The following is a 26,110-nucleotide window of genomic DNA, read 5'->3' as shown; positions in this document are numbered from 1 at the left end:
ACCGTACCTGCAGCCATGGTCAGCGCTCGCTGTCGAGGTGTGCCATCTGCGCGGTCGGGTAGCGGTCGCCGGCCGCCGCGTCCGCCGGCACGGCCTCCTCGATCGCCGCCAGGTCGGCCGCCTCCAGGGTGACGTCCAGCGCGCCCAGCGACTCGCTCAGCCGCTCCCGGGTACGGGCCCCCACGAGCGGAACGATGTCCTCCCCACGGGAGAGCACCCAGGCGATGGCGATCTGCGCGACGCTCACGCCCTTCTGCTCGGCGATCTTGCGCAGGGCCTCGACCAGGTTCAGGTTGTGCTGGAGGTTCTCGCCCTGGAAGCGGGGCGAGTGGGCGCGGAAGTCGTTCGCGGCCAGCTGCCGGTCGCGGGAGAAGTGCCCGGAGATCAGCCCGCGCGAGAGCACGCCGTACGCCGTGATGCCGATGCCCAGTTCGCGGGTGGTCGGCAGGATGTCCTGCTCGATGCCCCGGCTGATCAGCGAGTACTCGATCTGGAGGTCGGCGACGGGGGCGGTGGCGGCGGCCCGGCGGATGGTCTCGGCGCCGACCTCGCTCAGGCCGACGTGCCGGACGTACCCCTTCTCGATCAGTTCGGCGATCGCGCCGACGGTCTCCTCGATCGGCACGTCCGGGTCGAGGCGGGCGATCCGGTAGACGTCGATGTGGTCGACGCCGAGGCGCTGCAGGGAGTAGGCGGCGAAGTTCTTCACGGCGGCGGGGCGGCCGTCGTAGCCGCTCCAGTTGCCCTCCGGGTCGCGCAGGGCGCCGAACTTCACGCTGGTCAGGGCCTGCTCGCGGAGGGCGGGCGGGGCGGTGCGCAGGGCCTCGCCGATGAGCATCTCGTTGTGCCCCATGGCGTAGAAGTCGCCGGTGTCCAGCAGGGTCACGCCCGCTTCCAGGGCGGCGTGGATGGTCGCGACGGACTCCGCGCGGTCGGCGTCGCCGTAGAGGGCGGACATGCCCATGCAGCCGAGGCCGAGCGCGGAGGTGAGGGGGCCGGTGGTTCCGAGGGTTCGGGTTCGCATCGTCATGGCTCCACCGTGCCATGACAGCTGACAGATTTCAATATCTGTCATTCCATAGATGTCAGGGGTTCTTCCGCCAGGGCCTTGATCGCCGGCCGGAGCAGCGCGGCGACGCGGTCGGCGGGGGCGTTCCGCAGCGGGGCCAGGCCGAGGAGCTGGTGGCCGATCGTGACGCCCAGCAAGGCGGTGACGAGCAGTGCGGCGCGCAGCTCGCGGTCCTCGGCCCCGGGCAGCGCGCCGCCGACGCCCTCGACCTGCCGGCCCAGGGCCTCGCGGGCCTGCTCGGCGGCGGCCGGGTCGGTGAGCATGGAGCGCAGCATCGCCAGGGTGCCCTCGGGAAGGCCGCCCAGCTTGAGACCGAGGGTGGTCAGCAACTGGTCGACGAGCGCGTCGGCGTCGGTGGCCGCCGGCAGCGCGGGAACGGCCTGCACGGCCCGGGTGAACAGCTCGCGCTTGGAGCCGAAGTACTGCATGACCAGCGCCGGGTCGACGCCCGCCGCGGTCGCCACGGCGCGGATGGTGGTGCGGTCGAACCCCTTCTCGGCGAACAGCTCCCGGGCACGGTCGAGGATGCGCGCCTCGGTGGCGCGGCGGCGTTCGGCGCGGGTCTGGTGAGGGGCTGACATGAGTTCACTCTACAGCCGTTGACCGAACAGGCGGCCGACTCCTAGGCTGGCTGGGTCAACGCCCGTTGAGCGAATGGAGCGACCCGTGCCGGACGACCTTCAGTCACCCGCCCCGCGCACCCCACGCCAGGTGCTGGACCGCTACTACCGCGCCATGCTCGACATGTCCGCCGACGACCTCGCCGACCTGTACGCCATGGACGCGGTGCATGAGTTCCCCTTCACCTCCCCCGGCTTTCCCTCGCGCTTCGAGGGGCGCGAGGCGGTGCGCGCGGGGTACCGGGCGGCCTGGGGAGCGAGTCCCGCCCGGGTGGAGGAGATCAGGAGGGTCGCGACCTACGAGACCATGGAGCCCGGAGTGCTCGTCGCCGAGCAGACGGTACTGGGCACACTGCCGGCCACCGGCGCCTCGTTCAGCGTCCCGGGCCTCCTGGTCCTGCATGTCCACGACGGCCTGCTCACGCGGGTCCGGGACTACATGGACGGCGCGGGGATGGCGGCGGCCAGGTCGTGACGCAGGGTTCCCACAATGCAGAACGCCCACCCTCCAGCCGACCGAGTCGGGTGGGGGTGGGCGCAGGCCGGAGGTCCGGGGGCGGAGCCCCCGGAACGGCAACCTCAGGGGACGTCAGCAGCCCAGCAGACGGCCGGCGAGGTAGCCCTCGATCTGGTCCAGCGACACGCGCTCCTGCTTCATCGAGTCACGCTCACGCACCGTGACCGCGTTGTCCTCGAGCGTGTCGAAGTCGACGGTCACGCAGTACGGCGTACCGATCTCGTCCTGGCGCCGGTAGCGGCGGCCGATCGCGCCGGCGTCGTCGAACTCGATGTTCCAGTGCTGCCGCAGCGCCTGGGCGAGACCCTTGGCCTTCGGGGACAGCTCGGGGTTGCGGGACAGCGGCAGCACGGCCACCTTCACCGGGGCCAGACGGTGGTCCAGGCGCAGCACCGTCCGCTTCTCCATCTTGCCCTTGGCGTTCGGCGCCTCGTCCTCGACGTAGGCGTCGAGCAGGAAGGCCAGCATGGTGCGGCCGACACCCGCCGCGGGCTCGATGACGTACGGCGTCCAGCGCTCGCCGGCCTCCTGGTCGAAGTAGGAGAGGTCCTGGCCGGAGGCCTTGGAGTGGGCGCCGAGGTCGTAGTCGGTCCGGTTGGCGACACCCTCCAGCTCGCCCCACTCCGAGCCACCGAACTGGAAGCGGTACTCGATGTCGGCGGTGCGCTTGGAGTAGTGGGAGAGCTTCTCCTTCGGGTGCTCGTACCAGCGCATGTTCTCAGTGCGCAGACCGAGGCCCGTGTACCAGTTCCAGCGCTGCTCCATCCAGTACTCGTGCCACTTCTCGTCCTCGCCCGGCTTGACGAAGAACTCCATCTCCATCTGCTCGAACTCGCGGGTACGGAAGATGAAGTTGCCCGGCGTGATCTCGTTGCGGAACGACTTGCCCATCTGGGCGATGCCGAACGGCGGCTTGCGGCGCGAGGTGGTCTGCACCTGGGCGAAGTTGGTGAAGATGCCCTGGGCGGTCTCGGGGCGCAGGTAGGCGACGGAGCCGCTGTCCTGGGTCGGGCCGAGGTGCGTCGAGAGCAGACCGGAGAACTGCTTGGGCTCGGTGAACTGGCCCTTGTTGCCGCAGTTCGGGCAGTTGATGTCGGCCAGGCCGTTCGCCGGGGCGTGGCCCTTCTTCTCCTCGTACGCCTCTTCCAGGTGGTCGGCGCGGAACCGCTTGTGACACGCGGTGCACTCGGTCAGCGGATCCGTGAAGGTGGCGACATGGCCGGAGGCGACCCAGACCTCGGAGGCCAGGATGACGGACGAGTCGATACCGACCACGTCCTCGCGCGACGTCACCATGTAGCGCCACCACTGGCGCTTGATGTTCTCCTTGAGCTCGACACCCAGCGGTCCGTAGTCCCAGGCGGCACGCTGTCCGCCGTAGATCTCACTGCACGGGAAAACGAAGCCACGGCGCTTGCTCAGGCTGACGATGGTGTCGATCTTGTCGGCGGCCACGGTGCTCTCTTCATTACGACGACGGGCGTTGAAGCGAGATGCTTCCAGCGAATGATTCAGGTTACCGGCGCAGGCTCCCCCCGGACCAAATCGGCCCCCTCCCCCGGCCCGCCTCCCGGGCTCTCACCGGCCCCTTACCGGTCTTTTTTGACAACGGTTTCCATATTTGTTGAAAATGACTGTCATGAACGCACGACGACGCCTCATACCCACCGCCGCGCTCACCGCCGTGACCGCCCTCGGCCTCGGCACCCTCACGGCCTGCTCCGGCGACAGGGCGGAGGCGGCGAACACCGGCAAGTTCGACGTCGTCGCGTCCTTCTACCCCATGGCCTTCCTCGCCGAGCGGATCGGCGGGGACCACGTCCACGTCACCAGTCTCACCTCCCCCGGCCAGGAGCCGCACGACCTGGAGATCAGCCCCAAGCAGATCGCCTCGCTCCAGGACTCCGACGCGGTCCTCTACCTGAAGAACCTCCAGCCCTCCGTCGACGACGCGGTGGCCCAGTCCCCGGTCAAGACCAAGATCGACGCGGCCTCCCTCACCACGCTGGAGCAGCACGGCAACGAGGTCGGCGGCCACGCGGCCGCGCACGACACCCACAAGAACGAGGAGTCCGCGGGCAAGGACCCGCACATCTGGCTCGACCCGGTGCGCTACGCCCAGGTCGCCGAGGGCGTCGGCAAGGCCTTCGAGAAGGCCGACCCGAAGCACGCCGCCGACTACCGGAAGAACACCACGGCCCTGGTCAAGCAGCTCGACGACCTGAACGCGCAGTTCAGGAACGGCCTGGCACACACGAGGACCAAGGTCTTCATCACCACCCACGCCGCCTTCGGCTACCTCGCCGAGCGCTACGGCCTGACCGAGGAGGCCATCAACGGCCTCGACCCCGAGTCCGAGCCCAGCGCCGCGCGCGTGAAGGACCTGGAGACCCTGGCCAAGGCCGACGGCGTCTCCACCGTCTTCTACGAGACGCTCGTCAGCGACAGGACCGCGAAGACCATCGCGAACGACGCCGGCCTGAAGACGGACGTCCTCGACCCGATCGAGGGCATCACCGCCAAGTCCCGCGGCAAGGACTACTTCTCCGTCCAGGAGGCCAACCTCAAGGCGCTCCGGCAGGCACTGGGCGCGAAGTGAGGGGACACGAGATGACCAGCGAACCCGTCATATCCCTGCGCGGGGTCACCGCCGAACTCGGCGCGCGTCCCGTGCTGCGCGGCATCGACCTCACCGTCGGCCGCGGCGAGGTCGTCGCGCTGCTCGGCGCCAACGGCTCCGGCAAGTCCACGGCGATCCGCACGATCATCGGCCAGGTCCCGGTCAGCGGCGGCACGGTCGAGCTGTTCGGCACCGAGCGGCGCGCCTTCCGCGACTGGGCGCGCGTGGGCTACGTACCGCAGCGCACGACGGCGGCGGGCGGCGTGCCCGCGACGGTCACCGAGATCGTGTCGTCCGGGCGCCTGTCCCGCACCCGCTTCGGCGTCTTCCGCCGGGCCGACCGGGAAGCCGTGCACCAGGCCCTGGAGCTGGTCGGGATGGCCGACCGCGCCAAGGACTCGGTGAACGCCCTGTCCGGCGGCCAGCACCAGCGCGTGCTGATCGCCCGCGCCCTCGTCGCCGAGCCCGAACTGCTGATCATGGACGAGCCGATGGCCGGCGTCGACCTGGCCAGCCAGGAGGTACTCGCCCGCACGCTGAAGCAGCAGGTCGACTCCGGTACGACGGTCCTGCTCGTGCTGCACGAGCTGGGCCCCCTGGAGCCCCTGATCGACCGGGCGGTCGTCCTGCGCGACGGCTGCGTCCTGCACGACGGCCCGCCCACGCAGGCCGTCGGCCAGCACGCGCTCCCCGGCCACGACCACGTACACCCGCACGCACCCGCGGGTTCCGAACCCCTGCGGACGGGACTGCTGAGCTGATGGACTTCCTGAACTACGCCTTCATGCAACGGGCGCTGCTCGCCGCCGTCCTGGTCGGCGTCACGGCGCCCGCGATCGGCATCTACCTGGTCCAGCGCCGCCAGGCCCTGATGGGCGACGGCATCGGGCACGTGGCGATGACGGGTGTCGGCCTCGGCTTCCTGTTGTCGACGTCCCCCGTGTGGATGGCGACGGCCGTCTCGATCCTCGGCGCGGTCCTGATGGAACTGATCCGCTGGTACGGCAGGACCCGCGGCGACATCGCCCTCGCGATGCTCTTCTACGGCGGTATGGCCGGCGGCGTGATGTTCATCAACCTCGCGCCGACCGGCTCCAACGCGAACCTGACGACGTATCTGTTCGGCTCGCTGTCGACGGTGTCGCCGTCGGACGTCGTGTCGATCTGCCTGCTCGCCGCGTTCGTGGTCCTGGTCACCCTCGGCCTGCGCCGCCAGCTGTTCGCGGTCAGCCAGGACGAGGAGTTCGCCCGGGTCACCGGCCTGCCGGTACGCGCACTGAACCTCCTGACAGCGGTCACGGCGGCGGTCACGGTCACGGTCGCGATGCGCGTGGTCGGCCTGCTGCTGGTGTCCGCGCTCATGGTCGTACCCGTCGCGGCGGCGCAGCAGCTCACCCGCAGCTTCACGGCGACCTTCGTGATCGCGGTCGCGCTCGGGGTGGCCGTGACCGTCAGCGGCACGATCACCTCGTACTACCAGGACGTGCCGCCCGGCGCGACAATCGTCCTGCTGACCATCGCCGCGTTCGTCGCCCTGACCGCCCTGGCCACGCCGCTGGCCCGCCGACGCGCCCGCGCGGCGGCCGCGGCCGGGCCCGCCGGAGACCCGGCAGAGTGCTCGATTCCGGCCACCCGAGAGGCCGGGAGCAAGATCGGCGTCTGACTGCTGACAGCCCGGGCTGGCACAATGGCCGCCCGGGCAGAAGCGAGACGTGAGGAGACAACGGTGACGACCGCTGGACCGCCCGTGAAGGGCCGCGCGACCCGCCAGCGTGCAGCCGTGGCGGCGGCCCTCGACGAGGTCGAGGAGTTCCGCAGCGCGCAGGAACTGCACGACATGCTCAAGCACAAGGGCGACTCGGTCGGGCTCACCACCGTCTACCGCACCCTGCAGTCCCTCGCCGAGGCCGGCGAGGTCGACGTCCTGCGCACGTCCGACGGGGAGTCGGTCTACCGCCGCTGCAGCACCGGCGAACACCATCACCACCTCGTGTGCCGTGTCTGCGGCAAGGCGGTGGAGGTCGAGGGACCGGCCGTGGAGAAGTGGGCGGAGGCGATCGCGGCGGAACACGGTTACGTCAACGTGGCACACACGGTCGAAATCTTCGGCACCTGTGCTGACTGCGCGGCTCAGGACATCTGAGTTTCCTAGGCGCGCCGCAGGTTGCGGTCGAGGGTCGCCCGCAACCTGTCCACATCGGCGGGACCGGCGAGGCCACGCTTGGGCAGCACGGTCAGGCATGCCGCGTTCTTGTCGTCGCCGAACAGCACGAACACCTCCTTGTTCTCCCGGTAACGCGGCCGCGCTACCCAGTTGACCGTCGTGGAGGCGTTCTGGGTGGTCATGGTGAGCCCGGCCTCGGTCACCGTCACGCGGTGCGCGCCGTGGCGCTCGGCGAGACGGAAAAGCTGGCGGGCCTGCAACCAGGGCGACAGCAGGAGCAGGGCGCCAAAGGTGGGGAACCAGATCATCAGGAACAGCGGTACATGCCCCTGGGTCAGCCCGATCGCGATGCCCACAGCGCCGCAGACGAGTGCCACCACAGCCGTCCGGCGCTGCCTGCGTCCCGCCTTGCTGACCCGCCGACGCTCCCGCAGGGCCGCCGTGTAGTCGTCCACGGTCGGCTGGTAGGCCAGCTCGACCACGCCCTGTCCGGCGTCCCGCCCCATGTCCATGACCATGAGGCGGAATCGTACAGCCGGTCCCCGTACGGTGATCAACCGCGCCCGAAGCAGCGCTCCAGCTCGTCGATGTCGTAGAAGGCGCTGCCCTCCGCGATCGGACGGCACCCCGCCCTGAAGGGGACCTCCCGCTCGTTGTAGAGCATGCGGACGACGTAACGGCCGTCCTTCTCGTACACGTCCCACTGGATGTTCGCGCCCAGAGGCGCCACCGACGCGCCCCGCCAGGGGTTGTCGGCGTAGGTGTACGGCTCCCCCGGCGTCGCCGGCTTCGTGCTGCCCGGCAGCCCCATCAGCGCGGCCAGCGGGATGATCTCCTCGGCGTGGGTGAAGCGCAGCTCGGCGCCGAGGTCGCTGGTGCCGGCGCGCTTGGCCTCGACCTGCCGGAAGAAGTCGTCCAGGAGGACGCCGGCCATCTTGTAGGTGATGTCGCTGTCGGAGAACCCCGGGCCCTTGTCGTAGAAGTCCTCCGCGTCGGAGAGGTAGCCGAACCAGGAGGCGTCCGCGGGCGAGATGTAGCGGTCCATGTCCCAGCCCTTGCCGTCCGGGGCGGGGCTCTCCTCGGTCATCGCCGGTGCGATGGCGTACAGGTTGTAGACGGCCTGCGCGGCGCCGACCTGGTCGGTGATCCCGTCGACGAAGGGTTCCTTGAAGATCCGGCGCAGCACACCGCGCGCGGCCTCGTGCGTCCTGGGCTGGTCGGTGATCGCGTTCAGCGTGTCCTTGAGGCGCTGGTCGTTCGCGATGTAGTCGCGGTAGGCGGCCCCGCCCGCCGCCTTGTGGAAGTACAGCAGGTCCTTGTCGGTGCGGGTGGGACCGATCAGCGGCTTCAGCACGGGGTCGGCGGCGGCGAGGGCCCCGGTGTACTCGCCCGCGCTGTCCACGGCCCGCCCCTGCCCGGAGCTGACCACGTCGATCTTCTCGCCCTGGTCGGCGATGTCCTCGAACAGCGTGGGCAGCCGCTGTTCCATGCGCGTCGCGGTGTCCCGCATCTCCTGCCGGCCGCGCCCGCTGAGGTTGCCGTACCCGACCTTCTCCATGGCGGCCGTGAGCGCCCGCACCGTCGGCCCGAACTCCTCGCCCTTGTTGGTGAGTTGGCCCTCGGCCTGCGCCTTGTCCCACAGCCCGAGGATCAGGTCGCCGTCCTCGCTGCCGGTCGCCGCGCGGGAGCCGTGCCGGGAGACGTTCTCGGTGAAGACGGCGGCGTAACCGGCCGGGGGCCGCTGGTAGGTTTGTGCGCTCTGCTCGGGCTCGTACGGCGCCTTGGTGCCGTAACTCTCGCGGGGCGCGAGGCCGTCGGCGGCGTGCGCGGGTAACGCGGTGAGGAGCAGGGCGCCGAGGGCGAGGACAGGCGGAAGACGTCTCATGCCCCCGCATCCTCGGCAGCCCGGGTGAACCGGGGGTGGCTACGAGGTGGACTCGTCGCCCTTCATCGCGGCCTCCATGGCGAGGAGTTCCTCGTTCGGGACGGCACCGCCGAACCGCCGGTCGCGGGAGGCGAACTCGACGCAGGCCCGCCACAGGTCACGGCGGTCGAAGTCGGGCCACAGCACGTCCTGGAAGACCATCTCGGCGTACGCGCTCTGCCAGAGCAGGTAGTTGGAGGTACGCTGCTCGCCGCTGGGCCGCAGGAAGAGGTCCACGTCCGGCATGTCGGGGTAGTAGAGATACTTCTGGATGGTCTTCTCGCTGACCTTCGACGGATCGAGGCGCCCCGCCGCCACGTCCTCGGCCAGCGCCTTCGCCGCGTCGGCGAGCTCGGCCCGGCCGCCGTAGTTCATGCAGAAGTACAGCGTGAGCAGGTCGTTGCCCTTCGTCTGCTCCTGGGCGACCTGCAGCTCCTTGGCGACCGACTTCCACAGCCTGGGCATACGGCCCACCCAGCGCACCCGGATGCCGAGCTCGTCGAGCTGGTCCCGCGTCTTGCGGATGAAGTCGCGGTTGAAGTTCATCAGGAAGCGGACCTCGTCGGGCGACCGCTTCCAGTTCTCGGTGGAGAAGGCGTAGAGGGAGATGTTGCGGACGCCGATCTCGATCGACCCCTGGAGCACGTCCAGCACCCGCTCGGCGCCGACCTTGTGCCCCTCGGTCCGCGGCAGCCCCCGCTCCTTCGCCCACCTGCCGTTGCCGTCCATGACGATGGCCACGTGGTTCGGGACCAGCTCGCCGGGGAGCTTGGGCGCGCGGGCACCGGACGGGTGCGGCTCCGGCGCCTTGTACTCGCGCCGCTGGCGCCCCAGGATCCCGCGTACGACCATGTGCTTCTCGTCTCCCTCTTACTTCTCGACGTACCTGAGCGAACGCAGCCCGCGCTCCAGATGCCAGTGCAGGTAGGCGGACACCAGCCCGCTGCCCTCGCGGACGTACCGCGCCTCGCACGCGTCCGCCGTCTCCCAGTCTCCCGTAAGCAGCGCACCGAGGAGCACCAGGGTCTGCGGCGACGGTACGACACTGCCGGGCACCCGGCAGTCGACGCAGACGGAGCCGCCGGAGGCCACGGAGAAGAACCGGTTCGGTCCGGGCATGCCGCACTTCGCGCAGTCGGTGAAACTCGGGGCGTAGCCGTTGACGGCGAGGGAACGGAGCAGGAAGGCGTCGAGGACGAGATGCGGCGCGTGCTCGCCCCGGGCGAGGGTGCGCAGCGCCCCGACGAGCAGCAGGTACTGCTGCACCGCCGGCTCCCCCTCGTGGTCCGTGAACCGCTCGGCGGTCTCCAGCATGGCCGTCCCGGCGGTGTACCGCGCGTAGTCGGTCACGATCCCGCCACCGTACGGCGCGATGGTCTCACTCTGCGTGCACAACGGCAGCCCGCGCCCGACCAGTTCGCTCCCGCGCGCGAAGAACTGCACGTCGACGTGGGAGAAGGGTTCCAGCCGGGCCCCGAACTTCGACTTCGTCCGCCGCACCCCCCGGGCCACGGCCCGTACCCGCCCGTGACCGCGTGTGAGCAGCGTGATGATCCGGTCCGCCTCACCCAGCTTCTGGGTGCGCAGCACGATGCCGTCGTCGCGGAACAGAGTCATGGGCCCATTCTCACCCACGCCCTCCCCCGCAGACGCCGCTAAACAATATGTTGAAGACGGTCGGGCCCCCCACCGCCGAGGCTGGTCCCGGCATCCTCGGCACGCTCGCGGCGGGTGGCAGGGTGGTCCTCCTCGACGACCCGGCACCGGATACGGCCTTCCAGGCGATCGAGCGGGAACGGGTGACCGTCACCTCACTCACGCCCGGCCTCGCCGGGACGCGGGTCAGGCGGCGGCTTTCCCGGCCCGCGCCGGCTGCCGGGACCGCGGCGCCGCCCGGGTGAGGAGGGCGTCTTCCAGCGTGGCGGCGTGCGGGTGCGGGTTGGTGCGCGGGCGGACGTAGTGGAGGGTGGCCGGCGGGGCGGCCTTGGTGCTGCGGATGCCGTTGATGATCGACGCGTGGTTCAGCTCGTCCGAGACGACGTACGGATCCGGCAGCACCCGCAGCAGGCACTGCAGGGTCGCGTCGTTGGAGCCGTACCCGGTGGGGAACACCAGGGCGGCTTCCTTTCCGTGCCAGTCGGCGAGCGAGGACTCCAGCCGCGCGTAATGGGCGTGCGTGCCGCCGATGTTGCGCGAACCGCCCGATCCGGCGCCGTACTCGTCCACCGCCCGGTGCATGGCGTCCAGCACCTTCGGGTGCTGGGACATGCCCAGGTAGTCGTTGCTGCACCACACCGTGACCTGGTGGCTGCTCCCGTCGGCGGCGCGCCGCAGCGCCCTCGGGTACTCCCCGGCCCGCCGGTTGATGTCGACGAACTCGCGGTACTGCCCGTGGGTGCGCAGCTTGTCGAGTTCGGCCGCCAGAAGGTCTTCGTACATTCCCGTCATCCCCGTTTTGGTGCGTGTTGTGCCGGGTCAGTACAGGCAGATAAGTGCTCCATACACCAATACGGGGTCCGCAAGATTGATGCGGATGATGAATGGCCCCAGTTCAGGCGGGGTTCGACCGGTCGATGAGTCGCTGCTCACAGTGCGGCCCGGCTGATCTTCACCCGAACGGGAGCCGGGGCCCCTCTTCGCGTGCGCCCCCTTGACCGCCCCTATCGGCGCTTTTATGGTCACGCTGACCGAACCGGACGTAGGACGTCGTATCTCCACCCTCCCTGGAGGACCCGTGCGTGACGACGTAAGCCCTGACGTGCCCGCCCCGCACCGCCGGTCCTTCCTGAAGGGTGTCGGTGCGCTCGGTCTGGCCGCCGCCCTGCCGCCCGCGCTGAGCGCCTGTTCCGGGCCGCAGTCCACGAACGACACCGGGAGCGGCGGCACCGGCAAGGACCGGACGCTGACCGCCGTGATCGGCTACGGCAACGACGGCAGCTGGGATCCGACGCAGACGGCCTCGGCGTTCTGTATGGCGGCCAACAACCATGTCTACGAGGGGCTGCTGGACACCGACCCGATCACCCGGGTGCCGTATCCGGCGCTCGCCACTGAGGTGCCGACGCACCCGAACGCCACCACCTGGCGGTTCACCCTGCGCTCGGGCGCGACCTTCCACGACGGCAGGCCCGTCACCGCCGACGACGTCGTGTTCGTCTTCGACCGGATCCTCGACCCCGGCACCCAGACCCTCGCCAAGGGGTTCTTCGCCAGTTGGCTCGGCAGTGTCAGGAAGGCCGGCTCGCGCACCGTCGAGCTCGTGCTCAAGTTCCCCTTCCCGGACGGGCTTTCCCGGCTCACCCTGGCCAAGATCATGCCGAAGCACGTCTTCTCCAGGCCCGGCGCCTGGGACGACGCCATCAGGGGGCTGGCCGTCGGCTCGGGGCCGTACCGGCAGACCGCGCACCACCCGAAGTCCAACACCACCTTCGAGGCGTACGCCGGCTACAACGGGCCCCGCCCGCCCGCCTTCAAGCGCATGAACTGGCTGACCATCGTGGATGCCGCGCCGCGGGTCGCGAAGATCTCGGGGAGCGGTGCCGGGGCACAGATCGCCGACAACATCCCGTACGCCAACATCGCGCGGCTGGAGCAGGGGGGCCTGAAGGTCGCCGGTGGCGCCGGGATGAACAACCTCTTCCTGATGTTCAACACCCGGCACAAGCCCTTCGACGACGTGCGGGTGCGGCAGGCGCTGCACTACGCCATCGACACCGAGAAGATGGTGCAGGTCGCCCTGAAGGGGCACGGCAAGCCCGCCTCCTCGTTCCTCAACGAGGGCAACCCCGCCTACCGGCGGGCCAAGACCGTCTACGACTACGACCCGGGCAAGGCGAAGGCTCTGCTGAAAGCCGCCGGGGTCAGCGGCCTCAAGGTCAACCTCCTTGCTGTGAACGTCAGTTGGATCGTGGACTGTCTGCCGACCATCAAGTCCTCCTGGGACGCGATCGGCGTGGAGACCACCCTCGCGCCGCAGGAGACCACGGCCGTGTTCACCAAGATGGACCAGAAGCAGGACTACCAGGTCGTCGCCGCGGCCTCCAATCCCAATCAGTTCGGGCTCGACGCCGACCTGATCATGCACTACAACTACGGGCCGCAGAACCTGTGGATGGGATACACCCGGTGGGCCGGCGACCCCGTCGCCCAGCGGCTCTTCAAGGACATGGACCGGGCCACCCGGGAGCCGGATCCGGAGAAGAAGAAGGCGATCGTCCAGGACTACATCGACGTCGTCGCCGAGCAGGCCGTGCTCTACCCGGTGGTGCACAACGAGCTGATGACCGCCTGGGATCCCCGCAAACTCACGGGCATAAGGGCCCAGCCCTACCCCGGCATCAACCTGCTCCAGGCCAAGTGGGTCTGACGGCATGACGGCCGTCGTACGGATCCTGCTCCGCCGTGTCGCGCTGCTCGTGCCGCTGATGCTCGGGATCGTGCTGTTCGTGTTCCTGGTGATGCGGTTCTCGGACGTCGATCCCGCGTCCGCGTTCTTCCAGGGGGCGAATCCCACTCCGCAGCAGCTGCACGACTTCCGGGAGCGGAACGGCCTGCTCGATCCGCTCCCCGTCCGGTACGTCCACTTCGTCGGCGACCTCCTCCACGGGAACCTCGGCACCAGCGCCCTGACCCGGGCCCCGGTGGCCGACCAGGTCACCACCGCACTGCCGCTCACCCTCCAGCTGACCTTCCTCGGCCTCGCCGTCGCGGTCGTACTGGCGCTGGCGGGCGGGGTCACGGCGGCCGTGTACCGGGACCGGATCCCGGACCAGGTCATCCGGGTGGTCTCGCTCGTCGGCGTGGCCGCCCCCGGCTTCTGGCTGGCGCTGCTGATGATCCAGTACCTGGCGGTGGACCGGGGCTGGTTCCCGACCGGCGGCTACACCAACCCGGCCGACTCGGTCACCGGCTGGCTCAGGACCATGGCGCTGCCCGCCTTCGCCCTCTCCCTGCCGGTCGCCGCGCAACTGACGAGGATCGTCCGCACCTCGGTCGTGGAGGAGCTGGACAAGGACTACGTGCGGACGGCGATCGGGAGCGGGCTGCCGCCGTGGGTCGTCGTCGGCCGGAACGTCCTGCGCAACGCCCTGGTCAATCCGCTGACCGTGCTCGGGCTGCGGGTCGGCTATCTGCTCGGCGGAGCCGTCGTCATCGAGACGATCTTCTCGCTGCCCGGCATGGGCAAGCTGATGATCGACGCCGTGCAGAACGGCGATCCGGCCGTGGTGCAGGGGGTGGTGCTGACGACCGCCACCGGGTTCGTCGTCGTCAATCTCGTCATCGACATCCTGTATCTGCTGGTCAACCCACGTCTGAGGGCGGGCTGATGGTCACGCGCGCGAGTCTTGCCGAGCGGCTGTCCCGGCCCGGCGGCGTGCGGCTGCGGGGCCGGCGCCGGCTGCCCCTTCCGTCGAAGGTCGCCGTCTGCTTCCTGGCCTTCGTCATCCTCGTCGCCGTACTCGCCCCGCTGCTCGCGCCCGATGATCCGCTCGACCAGCAGGACCCCGTCGGCGGCAGCGGGCATCCGTCCGCCGCGCACTGGCTCGGGCAGGACAGCCTCGGCCGGGACATCCTGAGCCGGCTGATGTACGGCGCCCGGTGGTCGCTGGCGATCGGGCTGGGGGCGACGGCGCTCGCGCTGGTCGTGGGTGCCGTCATCGGGGCGGTCGCGGCCACCTCCCGCAAGGCGGTCGACGAGACGCTGATGCGCTGCCTGGACGTGGTGATGGCGTTCCCCGGGATCGCCCTCGCGGCCGTCCTGGTCGCGGTCTTCGGCGGCGGCATCGGCGTGCTGATCTGTGCCATCGCCTTCCTGTTCACGCCGCCCGTGGCCAGGGTCGTCCGCGCCAACGTCCTCGACCAGTACGGCGAGGACTACGTCACCGCGGAACGGGTGATCGGCGCCCGCACGCCCCACATCGTGGTCCGGCACGTGGCCGTCAACTGCGCCGCCCCGGTGCTGGTGTTCTGCACGGTGCAGGTCGCCGAGGCGATCGTGTTCGAGGCGTCGCTGTCCTTCATCGGCGCCGGGGTGCGGCCCCCGGACCCGTCCTGGGGCAGCGTCATCGCCGACGGCAAGAACATGGTGCTGACCGGCGGCTGGTGGGCGACCGTCTTCCCCGGGCTGCTGATCCTGCTGACCGTGCTGTCGCTGAACATCCTCTCCGAGGGCGTGTCCGACGCATGGGCGGCACCGGCGCCCATGGAGGTGGAGACGCCCTCGGACCGGCTGCAGGCGCCGGAGCCCGGCAGCGGAGAGGTGCTCGAGCTGCCCGGCCTCACCGAAGCGGCCCGGCGGCTGCGCTCCCGGGCCCGGCCCCGCCCCGACTCCTCCGGTCAGCCGGTGCTCGCCGTGGAGAACCTCACCATCGGCTTCCCGGACCGGCACCGGGGCGTGGACATCGTCGCCGGTGTCAGCTTCGAGGTGCACCCCGGTGAAGTGCTCGGTCTGGTGGGCGAGTCGGGCTGCGGGAAGTCGCTGACCGCGCTCACCGTGATGGGGCTCCAGCCGAGACAGGCGCGCATCGGCGGCCAGGTGCGGTTCCGGCAGCGGGACCTGCTCGCCGAGCCGATGCGGGTGCGGCGGCGGCTGCTCGGGCACGAGATGGCGATGGTGTACCAGGACGCCCTGTCCTCGCTGAACCCGGCGATGACCGTGCGCGCCCAGCTGAGGCAGCTCGTCCGGCGCGGGGGCCGCCGTAGCCCGAGGGAGCTGCTGGAGCTGGTCGGGCTCGACCCCGAGCGCACCCTGCGCAGCTATCCGCACGAGCTGTCCGGCGGGCAGCGCCAGCGCGTGCTCATCGCCATGGCGCTCTCCCGCGACCCACGGCTGATCGTCGCCGACGAGCCGACGACCGCCCTGGACGTCACCGTGCAGGCCCAGGTGATGGAGCTGCTGCTGCGGCTGCGCGAGGAGCTGGGCTTCGCGCTGATCCTGGTCTCGCACGACCTGGCGCTGGTCGCCGACGTCACCGACCGGGTGGTGGTGATGTACGGCGGCCAGATCGTGGAGAGCGGGGTGACCGCCGACCTGGTGGCGGCGCCGGCCCACCACTACACGCGCGGTCTGCTCGGCAGCGTGCTGTCGCTGGAGTCGGCCGAGGAACGGATGACACAGATCAAGGGGGTCGTACCGGCCCCGGCCGACTTCCCGGCGGGCTGCCGCTTCGCCGACCGCTGCCCGCTGGCGAGCGAGGTGTGCCACGCCCGCGCACCCGTGCTCGCCGGTACGGCCACCCACACGGCCGCCTGCCATCATCCGGCCGTACCCGTTCAGGAGGCTCTCCAGTGAACGCCGTCATCGAGGTCCGGGGCGCCCATGTGGTGCACAAGGCCCGCACCGGCGGACTGCTCAGGCGCGACCGGGTGTACGCCCTGACCGGCGCCGACCTCACCGTGGCCGCCGGGGAGACGGTGGGCGTGGTCGGCGAGTCGGGGTGCGGGAAGTCGACGCTGGCCAGGGTGCTGGTGGGCGTCCAGCGGCCGGTCTCGGGGTCGGTGGCGTTCCAGGGCCGTGACCTGTGGACGATGCCGCCCGCAGAGCGCCGGGCCACGGTCGGCGCGGGCGTGGGGATGGTCTTCCAGGACCCGTCGACCGCGCTCAACCGGCGGCTGACCGTACGGCGGATCCTGCGCGACCCGCTCGATGTCCACGACCGCGGGACCAGGGCCGAACGGGAGGACCGGGTACGGGAGTTGATGGCCCTGGTCGGCCTCCCCCGGGCCCTGGCCGACGCACTGCCCGGACAGCTCTCCGGCGGGCAGCGGCAGCGCGTGGCCATCGCCCGCGCCCTCGCCCTCGACCCGGCGCTGGTCGTCGCCGACGAGCCGACCAGCGCCCTGGACGTGTCGGTCCGCGCCCAGATCCTGAACCTCCTGCTGGACCTGAAGGAACGCCTCGGTCTGGCCCTGGTGTTCGTCTCGCACGACATCCAGACGGTACGGCGGATGAGCGACCGGGTGATCACCATGTACCTGGGCCGGATCGTGGAGGAGACCCCGGCCGGCCGGGTCACCGACGCCGCCCGGCACCCGTACACCCGTGCCCTGTTCTCCGCCACGCCCGGACTGCTGGACCCCATCGACCCGATCCCGCTGACCGGCCCGGTGCCGTCCGCGACCCGGCCGCCGAGCGGCTGCCCGTTCCGCACCCGTTGCCGGCGGGCGGACGGGGTGTGCGCCGAGGTGATGCCGGACTTCTCGGCCGCGTCGCGGCCCGGACACCGCTACCGGTGCCACCATCCTGTCGAGGAGGAGGATCCGACCCGAGACCCGGCAGGCCTCGCAGACCCAGCACGCCAGGAGCCCTGACATGCCCTTCCCCACCCCGCTCACCGGTGTCGTCCCGCCCGTCTGCACGCCCCTGACACCGGAGCGCGAGGTGGACGTGCCCTCGCTGCTCAGGCTGGTCGACCATCTGATGGAGGGCGGGGTGCACGGGCTGTTCCTGCTCGGGTCCACGTCCGAGGCCGCGTTCCTCACGGACCGGCAGCGCGGGCAGGTCGTGGAGGCGGTCGTGGCCCATGTGGGCGGTCAGCTGCCGGTCCTGGCCGGCGCCATCGACATGACCACGCCGCGCGTCCTGGACCACGTCACGGCGGTGACGGCGGCCGGAGCGGAGGCGGTGGTCGTCACCGCGCCCTTCTACGCCCGCACCCATCGCTCCGAGATCGTCCACCACTACCGCAGGATCGCCGCCGCGTCGCCGGTGCCGGTCATCGCCTACGACATCCCCGTCGCCGTGCAGACCAAGCTCCCCGCCGACGTGGTGCTGGGCCTGGCCGCCGACGAGGTACTGGCCGGGATCAAGGACTCCAGCGGGGACCTGGGCGCCTTCCGCGAGATCGTCACCGGCGCCCGCGCGCACCCCGGGTTCAGCGTGCTGACCGGCTCCGAGCTGATCGTGGACTCCGCGCTGGCGCTGGGCGCCGACGGGGCCGTGCCGGGGCTGGCCAACGTCGACCCGCACGGGTACGTCCGGCTGTACCGGATGTGCCGGGCGGGTGACTGGGAGGGGGCGCGGGTGGAGCAGGAGCGGCTGTGCGCGCTCTTCGGCATGGTCACGGCCGGGGACCCGGCACGGATGGGCGGCAGCTCGTCGGCGCTGGGGGCGTTCAAGGCCGCGCTGCATCTGCGGGGGGTCATCGACTGTGCGGTGACGGCTGAGCCGCAGGTGCCGTTGTCCGGGGAGGAGACGGAGAGGGTGGGGAAGTTCCTGGCGGCGGCGGGACTGCTCTAGTCCCCCGACAGGGTCAGTCTGCGGAACTCCAGGGTCTCGTACGCCTGCTCGCTCCCCGTCTCGTACAGGACGCCGATCGTGTCGTGGGCGAGCTGGACCAGGTCGGAGTAGGCGGCCGGGCGGTCGGAGAGGGTGCGCAGCCTGGTGAAGGTGCGGCCGTGGTCCGTGCTGGACCAGATCGCCAGGGCACGGCGGGCGGTCGGTACGGAGGGGGCGGAGAACAGCAACGGGGCTCGGCGGCCGCGGAGTTGGAGGACGCTGCCCTGGACGACCGGGACGTCGTTCAGGGTGGGCTGGACGGCGTAGGGGCGGTCGAGGGTGGTTCCGCCGTCGCCGGAGTAGGTGTCGAGGCGGTTGCCGGGGGCGGTGCCGTACTGGTCGCGGGCATTGAAGTAGAGCCTGCCGTCCGGGAGTTGGGCGGCGGTCGTCTCGTTGACATTGGTCACGCCGTCGCGGGTGTCGGTCACGAACCCGAGGTGCCAGGTGCGGCCGCCGTCGTCGCTGTAGAGCGCGTGCCCGCCGTCGTACCGGGATCCGGGGCCCGAGGAGCCGTCGGGCGGGGCGACGGAGTGGTTGGCGGGGACCAGCAGGCGGCCGGCGTGCGGGCCCCGGGTGAGGGCGACGGCGTGGCCGGGGCCGGTGGCGTACCAGCGCCAGCCGGGCCGCTTCACCTGGGCCGTGATGTCCACCGGGGGCGTGAAGTGCCGGCCGTCGTCCCGGCTGCGCTGCACGAACACCCGGCGCTGCGCCGCACCGCGCCGGATCCGGTCCTCCGTCGCCGTCCCGCTGTTGGCGCAGGTCACCAGGACGACGTCACCGGTGCGCGGGTCCACGACCGGCGCCGGGTTGCCCCGGGTGTCCCCGTGTCCGTCGGCCACGACCGTCAGCGGGCCCCAGGTGCAGCCGCCGTCGGTGGAGCGGCGCAGGACGACATCGATGTCCCCGGTGTCGGCGAGACCGTCCCGCCGCCCCTCGGCGAAGGCCAGCAGGGTGCCGTACCCCGTCTCCACGACCGCGGGGATGCGGTAGGCGGCGTAGCCCCCCTGACCGGAGACATACGGCACCGACGAGACGCAGCCGGGGATCGCCCGGGCGGAAGCCGTCGCGGGCAGGCCGGCGGTGAGGGCGGTGAGGAGCGCGAGGGTGGTGAGCAGGGTGCGGCTCTTCGGGGTCACCCGCCCATGGTCCCAGGAATCACCAGCCCGGACTCGTAACCGACGATCACCAGCTGGGCGCGGTCGCGAGCGCCGAGCTTGCCCATGATCCGGCTGACGTGAGTCTTGGCGGTGAGCGGGCTCAGCCCCAACACCTCGGCGATCTCGGTGTTGTTGAGGCCACGCGCGACCAGCGTCAGGACCTCGCGCTCGCGGTCCGAGAGGCACTCGGGGCCGCCCGTCACCGGCGCCGAGGGGCTGCGCAGGAACCGCTCGATCAGGCGTGCCGTGGGCCCCGGTGAGAGCAGTGCCTCGCCCGCCGCGACCGTGCGGATCGCGTCGAGGAGGTCGGCCGGACGGGTGTCCTTCACCAGGAACCCGGAGGCACCGGCCCGCAGCGCCTCCACCACGTGCTCGTCGGTGTCGTAGGTGGTGAGCACCAGGACCCTGACCCCGGCGAGGTCCTCGTCGGCGGCGATCAGCCGGGTCGCCTCGATGCCGTCCAGGCCGGGCATGCGGATGTCCATCAGGACGACGTCGGCGCGCTCGGCGCCGGCCAGGTCGACGGCCTCGCGCCCGGTGCCGGCCTGCCCGACGACCTCCATGTCCGGCGCCGACTCCACGAGCATCGCGAACGCGGCCCGCACCAGGGTCTGGTCGTCGGCGAGCAGCACCCGGATCATCCCTGCTCCCCCGCCCTCTCCCGCAGCGGCAGTACGGCGCTCACCTCGAAGCCCGGTCCGTCGGCGCGCGGTCCGGCCTCGACCGTGCCGCCGACACTGCGGGCCCGCTCCCGCATCCCGACCAGCCCGAATCCCGGCGGGCCGGCACCGGCCCCGGCCGCGCCGCCCACTCCGTCGTCGGTGACCTGGACGCGCAGGCCGCCCTGCTCCTCGTACACGCCCACGCGCACGGTCAGGTCGGCCCGGTCGCCGTGCCGTACCGCGTTGGTGAGCGCCTCCTGCACGATCCGGTAGGCGGCGGCGCCGACGGCGGGCGGCACCCCGTCGGCCCGCACGGCCAGCTCCACCCGGGCGCCCGCCGACTTCGCCAGTTCGGCGAGGCCGTCGAGGCCGGGCAGCGGGCCGCGGGCGTCCGGGGTGCCGGGGTCGCGCAGCACCTCCAGGGTCGTACGGAGCTCGCCGCGGGCGGTCCGGCAGGTCTCGGCGATGTCGTCGAGGGCCTTCGCGACGGCTGTCCGGTCCAGCCGCTCGGGGTCGGCCTCCAGCACGTGCGCGGCGACCGAGGTCTGCACGCCGATGAGGGTGATGGTGTGGGCGAGCAGGTCGTGCAGGTCGCGGGCGACGCGCAGGCGTTCCTCGGCGACCCGGCGCCGGGCCTCCTCCTCGCGGGTGCGTTCGGCGCGTTCGGCGCGTTCCACGGCCGCGGCGGCGTTCTCCCGGTGGACGCGGATGTAGCCGCCGAGGACCAGCATGGAGACGATCCAGCCGGTGATCTGGAAGCTCACCTGGACCCCGGCCATGCCGTGTCGGATCTTCAGGAGCAGCATCAGCGTGACGACGGCGGTGCCGATGAACGCCGTGCGCCGGGGGCCGTGGGTCACCGCCACCGTGTAGAGGACGACCATCGAGGCGGCGGTGGGCGCCGAGTGGTTGTAGTCCAGCTGGTGGTAGGTCGCGATCAGCGTGATCATGACCGCGAGCACGGTGAGCGGGGCCCGCCGGCGCCAGGCCAGCGGCACGTGCAGACCGAGCAGCAGGGCCCAGCCGAGCGCGTCCGGGTGCCGGCCGCTGCCGACGGTGACGGCGATGCCGGAGGCGAGCGCCGCGAGCCCGGCGGCCAGGAGCGCGTCCTGCCGCCGGGGATCCAGGGCGGCGAGGGTCCGGCCGGGCCGGGACGCGGCGATGGTCGCCTGCACGAGGTTCGTGACGGTTGCCTGCACGGGGTTCATCTTCCGCTATGCGCCCACGGGCTCCGGTGTGCGGTCGGCGTCCGGCGCCGGCCGGGACAGCCGGCCCGGCCACCACACCCGGCGCCCGAGCGCGACGCTCGCGCTGGTCACGAGGTAGGTGCGGACGAGGAAGGTGTCCAGCAGGACGCCGACGGCGATGACGAAGCCCAGCTCGACCAGCGGCACCAGGCCCATGTTCGTCAGCACCGCGAAGGTGGCCGCGAGCACCAGCCCGGCGGAGGCGATGACCCCGCCGGTGGTGCGCAGGGCGATCAGCGCGGCCGCAGCCGGTTCGGCGCCCTTGACCGACTCCTCCCGCATCCGGTGCATCAGGAAGATGCCGTAGTCGACGCCGAGCGCGACCAGGAAGACGAAGGACAGCAGGCCGAGGCCGGGGTCGGTGCCGGGGAAGCCGAACAGCGGCCCGAAGGCGAGCCCGCCGAGGCCGAGGGCGGCGCCCCACACGGCGACGACGGCGGCGACCAGGAGCAGCGGGGCGAGAAGGGAGCGCAGCAGGACGACCAGGATCAGCAGCACGGAGGCGAGGACGATCGGGACGACCACCAGGCGGTCGCGGGCGCCGGTGTCCTTCAGGTCGAGCTGCTGGGCGCTGGGCCCGCCGACGTGGGAGCCGGGCAGCCGGTGCCGCAGGGCCTCGATGGTGGTGGTCTCGGCGTCGGACTGGGGCGGTGCGGAGGCGGTCACGGTGATCTCGGTCCAGCCCCCGCCGGTACGGCCCTGCCGCGCATCGGCCACGCCCCGGGTGCCCCTGACCACGGCGAGGGTGGCGTCGGCACGCCCGGCCGGGGTCATGATCTCGATGGGCTGCGCGGACCGCTCCGGGTAGGCCCTGGCCACCGTCTCCATGGCGGTCACGGACTCGGGCCGGTGCACGAAGGTGTCCAGCTGCTTGATCGCACCGGGCAGGTTCAGGGTGCCCAGCGCGAGCGCGCCGAGAAGGACGGCGCCGGAGGCGAGGACGGTCAGCGGGCGGCGCCCGGCCGAGGAGCCCATCGCCGCGAACAGGGACCGGCGGGCCCTGGGCGTGCTGCCGTAGGCGGGCACGAGCGGCCAGAACACCCGGCGGCCCAGCAGCACCAGGAGGGCCGGGAGCAGGGTCAGCATCGCGGCGAGCGCGCACAGGACGCCGACCGTGCCGAGCGGGCCCATGCCCCGGCTGGAGTTGAGGTCGGCGGCGAGCAGGCAGAGCAGTCCGGCGGCGACCGTGCCGGAGGAGGCGAGGACGGCGGGCCCGCAGCCGCGCAGGGCGGCGCGCATCGCGTCGTACGGCCGTTCGTGGCGCCGTAGCTCCTCGCGGTAGCGGGAGACGAGGAGCAGGGCGTAGTCGGTGCCGGCGCCGAAGACGAGGATGGTCATGATGCCGGCGCTCTGGCCGGAGACGGTGGTGCCGAAGGCCTGGTTGAGGCCGTAGGCGGCGGCGCGGGCGAGGAAGTCGGAGACGCCGGCGACGACGAGCGGGACCAGCCACAGCAGGGGGCTGCGGTAGATGAGGACGAGCAGGAGCGCGACGACGGCGACGGTGGTGTAGAGCAGGGGGCCGCCGAGCGAGGCGTAGACGCCGGAGGCGTCGGTGGCCAGGGCGGCCGGACCGCCGACCTGGACGCTCAACCCGCCCTGGTCGTGGGCGACGTGACGGACGTCGTCGACGAAGGTGTTCCGCTTCTTCTCGTCCGTGCCGGGCTCGTTGCTGGTGACGGGGTACATGAGGGTGGTGCCGTCGGCGGACGGGATGCCGTGCGGGGTGCCGGCCGTCAGGGTGTGGCGGTGGGCGATCCGGCTCAGTTGCCGTGCGGCCGTGGTCCGGTCGGCGGCGGTGAGCCCGGTCGCCCGGTGGTAGACGAGGACCAGCTCGGTGGTCTCGCCGCCGGGCAGCCGGTCCTGGAGTTTCGCGGCCCGGGTGGAGTCGGCGGACGCCGGCAGATAGTCGGTGGCCCGGTCGTGCTGCACATCGGCCAGCTTGGCGGCGAACGGCGCGGCGACGGCCAGCAGCACCGCCCACAGCCCGAGCACCAGCCAGGGCAGGCCCCGGCTCCCTTGTTTTCTCCCGGCCCCCACGGATTCCATGGCGCGGGCCTCCCTCCACTGCGGATGTCTGGATACGGCTTCCAGACTTCCGGCGAAAGGGATGCCGTTCGTCGGGCGTGAAGGCGAGTTCGGCGCTACTGCCGGGGGTGACCGGGACGCGCCGTTACTCCCGGGGGAGTATCAGGACGGCGTCCGTGCCGCCGCGAGCAGCCGGGTCACGTCGTCGGCGCAGATGGTCAGGGCCGCGCCGACCGTGGTGAGGGCGTCGCGTTCGGCGGGGGTGTAGGGGCCGTCGGCGAGGGCGATGCGGGCGGCCTGGAGGAGGAGGGACTCGCGGCCGGCCGGGGCGAGGTGCGGGGCGAGCGGGTCCAGGGCCTCGTGCAGCTCTATGGTCAGGCTGGTGCCGCACTCGGCTCCCAGGACCCGGCCGGTGTCGGCGGCGAGGGCCTCGACCAGGGCGGCCAGCTGGTCCTCGGTGCAGCCGTCGAAGCCGGCGGCGCGGACCGTGGCGGCGGCTGTCTCCAGGGTCGTACGGGAGGCGGTGCCGCCGGCGGCGAGCACGGCGAGGGCGACGGTGTGCACGGCGTCGCGGAGCATCGCGGAGAAGCGGCGGGTGGTGGGATGGTCGAGGACGTCGGTGCCGTACTGCTGGCGGCAGGCGGCGCACTCCACGACCGGGCCCGCGGTGCCGCGCGGCAGCAGGGGAACGCCGAGCAGGGTGAGCCTGCGGCGGCCGGTGAGCCGCTGGTAGTTGCGGTCGCCGCCGCAGCCGGGGCAGTAGAACTCGCCGTCCCCGATCGGTGTCCATGCGGTGCGCGTACCCAGGAAGCGCAGGGTCCGGCCGTCTCGTCCCCGTACTGGCAGCACGTCGCACCTCCGTAACGACGCCGCAACATCGCGGCGCTGGCGTGATGTTAGCCACATCACCAAGGCTGAGTCAGTACCCCGTACGAGACCTTTCTGTGACCTGACCGGCCCCGTGGCCGATAACAGCCGGGGCCCCGGCCGCCGTATACAGCGGTCGGGGCCCCGAAACTCCTGGTCGGGAGTGGTCAGCGGGCCGCTCGGTTGACCGCCGAGACGACCGCCTTCAGCGAGGCACGCGTCGTGTTCGCGTCGATGCCGATCCCCCACAGGACCTTGCCGTCGATCGCGCATTCGATGTAGGAGGCGGCCTGCGCGGAGGCGCCCTCGCTCATCGTGTGCTCCTGGTAGTCCAGCAGGCGTACGTCGATGCCGATGGACTCCAGGGCGTCGAAGAAGGCCGAGATCGGACCGTTGCCGGAGCCGGTCAGGACGGTGTCCTCGCCGTCGACCGTCGCCTCGACCGTGAGCGTGTCCACGCCGTCGGTGTCCGTGGTCGACTGGCCGGTCTTCACCTGGATGCGGCCCCACGGGTTGTCCGGGTTCGGCAGGTACTCGTCCTGGAAGACCGCCCAGATCTCCTTCGGCGTGATCTCGCCGCCCTCGGCGTCGGTCTTGGCCTGGATGAGCTTGGAGAACTCGATCTGCATCCGGCGCGGCAGGTCCAGCTTGTGGTCGTTCTTCAGGACGTAGGAGATGCCGCCCTTGCCGGACTGGGAGTTGACGCGGATGACGGCCTCGTAGGAGCGGCCGACGTCCTTGGGGTCGATCGGCAGGTACGGCACCGCCCACTCGATGTCGTCGACGGTGACGCCCTTGGCCTTGGCCTCGGCCTCCATGGCGTCGAAGCCCTTCTTGATGGCGTCCTGGTGGGAGCCGGAGAAGGACGTGTAGACCAGGTCGCCCACGTACGGGTGGCGCGGGTGGACCTCCATCTGGTTGCAGTACTCCCACGTACGACGGATCTCGTCGATGTCGGAGAAGTCGATCTGCGGGTCGACGCCCTGGGAGAACAGGTTCATGCCCAGGGTGACCAGGTCGACGTTGCCGGTGCGCTCGCCCTGCCCGAACAGGCAGCCCTCGACGCGGTCGGCGCCGGCCATCAGGGCCAGCTCGGCCGCCGCCACGGCCGTACCGCGGTCGTTGTGCGGGTGGACGGACAGGCAGACGTACTCGCGGCGGGTCAGGTTGCGGTGCATCCACTCGAAGCGGTCCGCGTGCGTGGACGGGGTCGAACGCTCCACCGTGGCGGGCAGGTTGAGGATGATCTCGCGGCCGGGGCCGGGCTGCCAGACGTCCATGACCGCCTCGCAGACCTCCAGCGCGAAGTCCAGCTCGGTGTCGGTGAAGATCTCCGGGCTGTACTGGTAGCCGAACTCGGTCTCGGGGCCCAGCAGTTTCTCGGCGTACTCCATCACCAGGCGGGTGCCGTCGACGGCGATCTGCTTGATGTCGTCCCTGGAGCCGCGGAAGACCACCCGGCGGAAGACGGGGGCGGTGGCGTTGTACAGGTGGACGGTGGCCCGCTTGGCGCCCTTCAGGGACTCCACGGTCCGCTCGATCAGGTCCTCGCGGGCCTGGGTCAGTACGGAGATCGTGACGTCGTCGGGGATCGCGCCCTCTTCCTCGATGATCGAGCGCACGAAGTCGAAGTCGGTCTGGCCGGAGGCGGGGAAACCGACCTCGATCTCCTTGTAGCCCATCTTCACCAGCTGGTCGAACATGCGGCGCTTGCGCTCGGGCGACATGGGGTCGATCAGGGCCTGGTTGCCGTCGCGCAGGTCGGTGGAGAGCCAGCGGGGGGCGGCGGTGATCCGCTGCTCCGGCCAGGTGCGGTCCGGGATGTCCACCTGCTCGTAGCGGCCGTACTTGTGGATCGGCATGGAACTGGGCTGCTGGCGGTTGGCCATGTTTGCGTGGCTCCTCGAAGGTTCCGCGGGTGCGGGTCCGGTGGACGGCCGACGACGCAACACCAAGCTCCG

The 26,110-nt window shown here is 71.3% G+C and carries 24 protein-coding genes; 10 read left to right on the top strand and 14 right to left on the bottom strand.

Going from position 1 to position 26,110, the window contains the following annotated elements:
- Positions 1–19: 19 nt before the first annotated feature.
- Together ACWC2T_RS00775 and ACWC2T_RS00770 are read right to left on the bottom strand one after the other, a co-directional pair.
- Positions 20–1,030 carry an aldo/keto reductase gene (locus ACWC2T_RS00775; protein WP_450668299.1) on the bottom strand — a complete coding sequence of 337 codons (1,011 nt, stop codon included), beginning with the start codon at positions 1,028–1,030 and terminating at the stop codon, positions 20–22.
- Between the two features lie 41 nt (positions 1,031–1,071).
- Positions 1,072–1,650 carry a TetR/AcrR family transcriptional regulator gene (locus ACWC2T_RS00770; RefSeq protein ID WP_450668298.1) on the bottom strand — a complete coding sequence of 193 codons (579 nt, stop codon included), beginning with the start codon at positions 1,648–1,650 and terminating at the stop codon, positions 1,072–1,074.
- 85 nt (positions 1,651–1,735) lie between these two features.
- Here ACWC2T_RS00770 and ACWC2T_RS00765 point away from each other — a divergent pair, with 85 nt between their 5' ends.
- Positions 1,736–2,164 carry a nuclear transport factor 2 family protein gene (locus tag ACWC2T_RS00765; RefSeq protein ID WP_450668297.1) on the top strand — a complete coding sequence of 143 codons (429 nt, stop codon included), beginning with the start codon at positions 1,736–1,738 and terminating at the stop codon, positions 2,162–2,164.
- A gap of 114 nt (positions 2,165–2,278) precedes the next feature.
- Here the strand turns inward: ACWC2T_RS00765 and ACWC2T_RS00760 are convergent, their stop codons facing one another.
- Positions 2,279–3,661 (bottom strand): glycine--tRNA ligase, encoded by a 1,383-nt coding sequence (locus tag ACWC2T_RS00760; RefSeq protein WP_351203141.1) that lies wholly within the window; start codon positions 3,659–3,661, stop codon positions 2,279–2,281.
- Between the two features lie 184 nt (positions 3,662–3,845).
- On the opposite strand from ACWC2T_RS00760, the gene ACWC2T_RS00755 reads away from it, so the two are divergent.
- The 4 genes from ACWC2T_RS00755 (at position 3,846) to ACWC2T_RS00740 (ending at position 6,969) form a co-directional block, all read left to right on the top strand.
- Positions 3,846–4,805, top strand: a complete 960-nt coding sequence (locus tag ACWC2T_RS00755; protein ID WP_450668296.1) for a metal ABC transporter substrate-binding protein — start codon at positions 3,846–3,848, stop codon at positions 4,803–4,805.
- Positions 4,806–4,816: 11 nt separating this feature from the next.
- Positions 4,817–5,587, top strand: coding sequence for a metal ABC transporter ATP-binding protein (locus ACWC2T_RS00750; RefSeq protein ID WP_450668295.1), 771 nt, complete (start codon positions 4,817–4,819; stop codon positions 5,585–5,587).
- Positions 5,587–6,489 carry a metal ABC transporter permease gene (locus tag ACWC2T_RS00745; RefSeq protein WP_450668294.1) on the top strand — a complete coding sequence of 301 codons (903 nt, stop codon included), beginning with the start codon at positions 5,587–5,589 and terminating at the stop codon, positions 6,487–6,489. Before ACWC2T_RS00750 ends, ACWC2T_RS00745 begins: the two co-directional genes overlap by 1 nt.
- Before the next feature lie 63 nt (positions 6,490–6,552).
- Positions 6,553–6,969: a Fur family transcriptional regulator gene (locus ACWC2T_RS00740; RefSeq protein ID WP_450668293.1), complete on the top strand. Its 417-nt coding sequence runs from the start codon at positions 6,553–6,555 to the stop codon at positions 6,967–6,969.
- Positions 6,970–6,974: 5 nt separating this feature from the next.
- Here the strand turns inward: ACWC2T_RS00740 and ACWC2T_RS00735 are convergent, their stop codons facing one another.
- From ACWC2T_RS00735 to ACWC2T_RS00715, 5 genes are all read right to left on the bottom strand, one after another.
- Positions 6,975–7,508 (bottom strand): YcxB family protein, encoded by a 534-nt coding sequence (locus tag ACWC2T_RS00735; protein ID WP_450668292.1) that lies wholly within the window; start codon positions 7,506–7,508, stop codon positions 6,975–6,977.
- A 35-nt stretch (positions 7,509–7,543) separates the two neighbouring features.
- Positions 7,544–8,875, bottom strand: coding sequence for a histidine-type phosphatase (locus ACWC2T_RS00730; protein ID WP_450668291.1), 1,332 nt, complete (start codon positions 8,873–8,875; stop codon positions 7,544–7,546).
- A 39-nt stretch (positions 8,876–8,914) separates the two neighbouring features.
- Positions 8,915–9,766, bottom strand: coding sequence for an isoprenyl transferase (locus ACWC2T_RS00725; protein WP_450668290.1), 852 nt, complete (start codon positions 9,764–9,766; stop codon positions 8,915–8,917).
- An 18-nt stretch (positions 9,767–9,784) separates the two neighbouring features.
- Positions 9,785–10,531, bottom strand: coding sequence for a DNA repair protein RecO (gene recO / locus ACWC2T_RS00720; protein WP_450668289.1), 747 nt, complete (start codon positions 10,529–10,531; stop codon positions 9,785–9,787).
- 225 nt (positions 10,532–10,756) lie between these two features.
- Positions 10,757–11,353, bottom strand: coding sequence for an aminotransferase class I/II-fold pyridoxal phosphate-dependent enzyme (locus ACWC2T_RS00715; protein ID WP_450668288.1), 597 nt, complete (start codon positions 11,351–11,353; stop codon positions 10,757–10,759).
- A gap of 295 nt (positions 11,354–11,648) precedes the next feature.
- Between ACWC2T_RS00715 and ACWC2T_RS00710 the strand changes: the two genes are divergently transcribed.
- The 5 genes from ACWC2T_RS00710 to ACWC2T_RS00690 are packed head-to-tail and all read left to right on the top strand — an operon-like array spanning position 11,649 to position 18,152.
- The gene (locus tag ACWC2T_RS00710) at positions 11,649–13,280 is read left to right on the top strand and encodes an ABC transporter substrate-binding protein (protein WP_450668287.1); all 1,632 of its coding nucleotides are present in this window, start codon (positions 11,649–11,651) and stop codon (positions 13,278–13,280) included.
- 4 nt (positions 13,281–13,284) lie between these two features.
- Positions 13,285–14,241 carry an ABC transporter permease gene (locus tag ACWC2T_RS00705; protein ID WP_450668286.1) on the top strand — a complete coding sequence of 319 codons (957 nt, stop codon included), beginning with the start codon at positions 13,285–13,287 and terminating at the stop codon, positions 14,239–14,241.
- Entirely contained in the window at positions 14,241–16,205 is a 1,965-nt protein-coding gene (locus ACWC2T_RS00700) for a dipeptide/oligopeptide/nickel ABC transporter permease/ATP-binding protein (RefSeq protein ID WP_450668285.1), read from the top strand. The genes ACWC2T_RS00705 and ACWC2T_RS00700 overlap by 1 nt, the downstream gene beginning before the upstream one ends.
- On the top strand, positions 16,202–17,224 hold the full coding sequence (locus ACWC2T_RS00695; protein ID WP_450668284.1) for an oligopeptide/dipeptide ABC transporter ATP-binding protein: 1,023 nt from the start codon (positions 16,202–16,204) through the stop codon (positions 17,222–17,224). Before ACWC2T_RS00700 ends, ACWC2T_RS00695 begins: the two co-directional genes overlap by 4 nt.
- A gap of 1 nt (position 17,225) precedes the next feature.
- Positions 17,226–18,152: a dihydrodipicolinate synthase family protein gene (locus ACWC2T_RS00690; RefSeq protein ID WP_450668283.1), complete on the top strand. Its 927-nt coding sequence runs from the start codon at positions 17,226–17,228 to the stop codon at positions 18,150–18,152.
- Here the strand turns inward: ACWC2T_RS00690 and ACWC2T_RS00685 are convergent.
- The 6 genes from ACWC2T_RS00685 to leuA form a co-directional block, all read right to left on the bottom strand.
- Positions 18,149–19,327, bottom strand: coding sequence for a sialidase family protein (locus ACWC2T_RS00685; RefSeq protein WP_450668282.1), 1,179 nt, complete (start codon positions 19,325–19,327; stop codon positions 18,149–18,151). The two genes, ACWC2T_RS00690 and ACWC2T_RS00685, sit on opposite strands and share 4 nt — an antisense overlap.
- Positions 19,324–19,989 carry a response regulator gene (locus ACWC2T_RS00680; protein WP_450668281.1) on the bottom strand — a complete coding sequence of 222 codons (666 nt, stop codon included), beginning with the start codon at positions 19,987–19,989 and terminating at the stop codon, positions 19,324–19,326. The genes ACWC2T_RS00685 and ACWC2T_RS00680 overlap by 4 nt, the downstream gene beginning before the upstream one ends.
- Positions 19,986–21,218: a sensor histidine kinase gene (locus tag ACWC2T_RS00675; protein ID WP_450668280.1), complete on the bottom strand. Its 1,233-nt coding sequence runs from the start codon at positions 21,216–21,218 to the stop codon at positions 19,986–19,988. Before ACWC2T_RS00675 ends, ACWC2T_RS00680 begins: the two co-directional genes overlap by 4 nt.
- 6 nt (positions 21,219–21,224) lie before the next feature.
- Positions 21,225–23,303: an MMPL family transporter gene (locus ACWC2T_RS00670; RefSeq protein WP_450668279.1), complete on the bottom strand. Its 2,079-nt coding sequence runs from the start codon at positions 23,301–23,303 to the stop codon at positions 21,225–21,227.
- A 141-nt stretch (positions 23,304–23,444) separates the two neighbouring features.
- Complete coding sequence (locus ACWC2T_RS00665) at positions 23,445–24,131, bottom strand: TerB family tellurite resistance protein (protein ID WP_450668278.1); 687 nt, start codon at positions 24,129–24,131, stop codon at positions 23,445–23,447.
- A 185-nt stretch (positions 24,132–24,316) separates the two neighbouring features.
- Positions 24,317–26,038: a 2-isopropylmalate synthase gene (gene leuA, locus ACWC2T_RS00660; protein WP_450668277.1), complete on the bottom strand. Its 1,722-nt coding sequence runs from the start codon at positions 26,036–26,038 to the stop codon at positions 24,317–24,319.
- Between the last annotated feature and the right edge of the window lie 72 nt (positions 26,039–26,110).

Source organism: Streptomyces sp. NPDC001393, from assembly GCF_053597455.1.
Note: the sequence above shows the minus strand (reverse complement) of the source record. Positions and strands in the feature narration are given on the sequence as shown.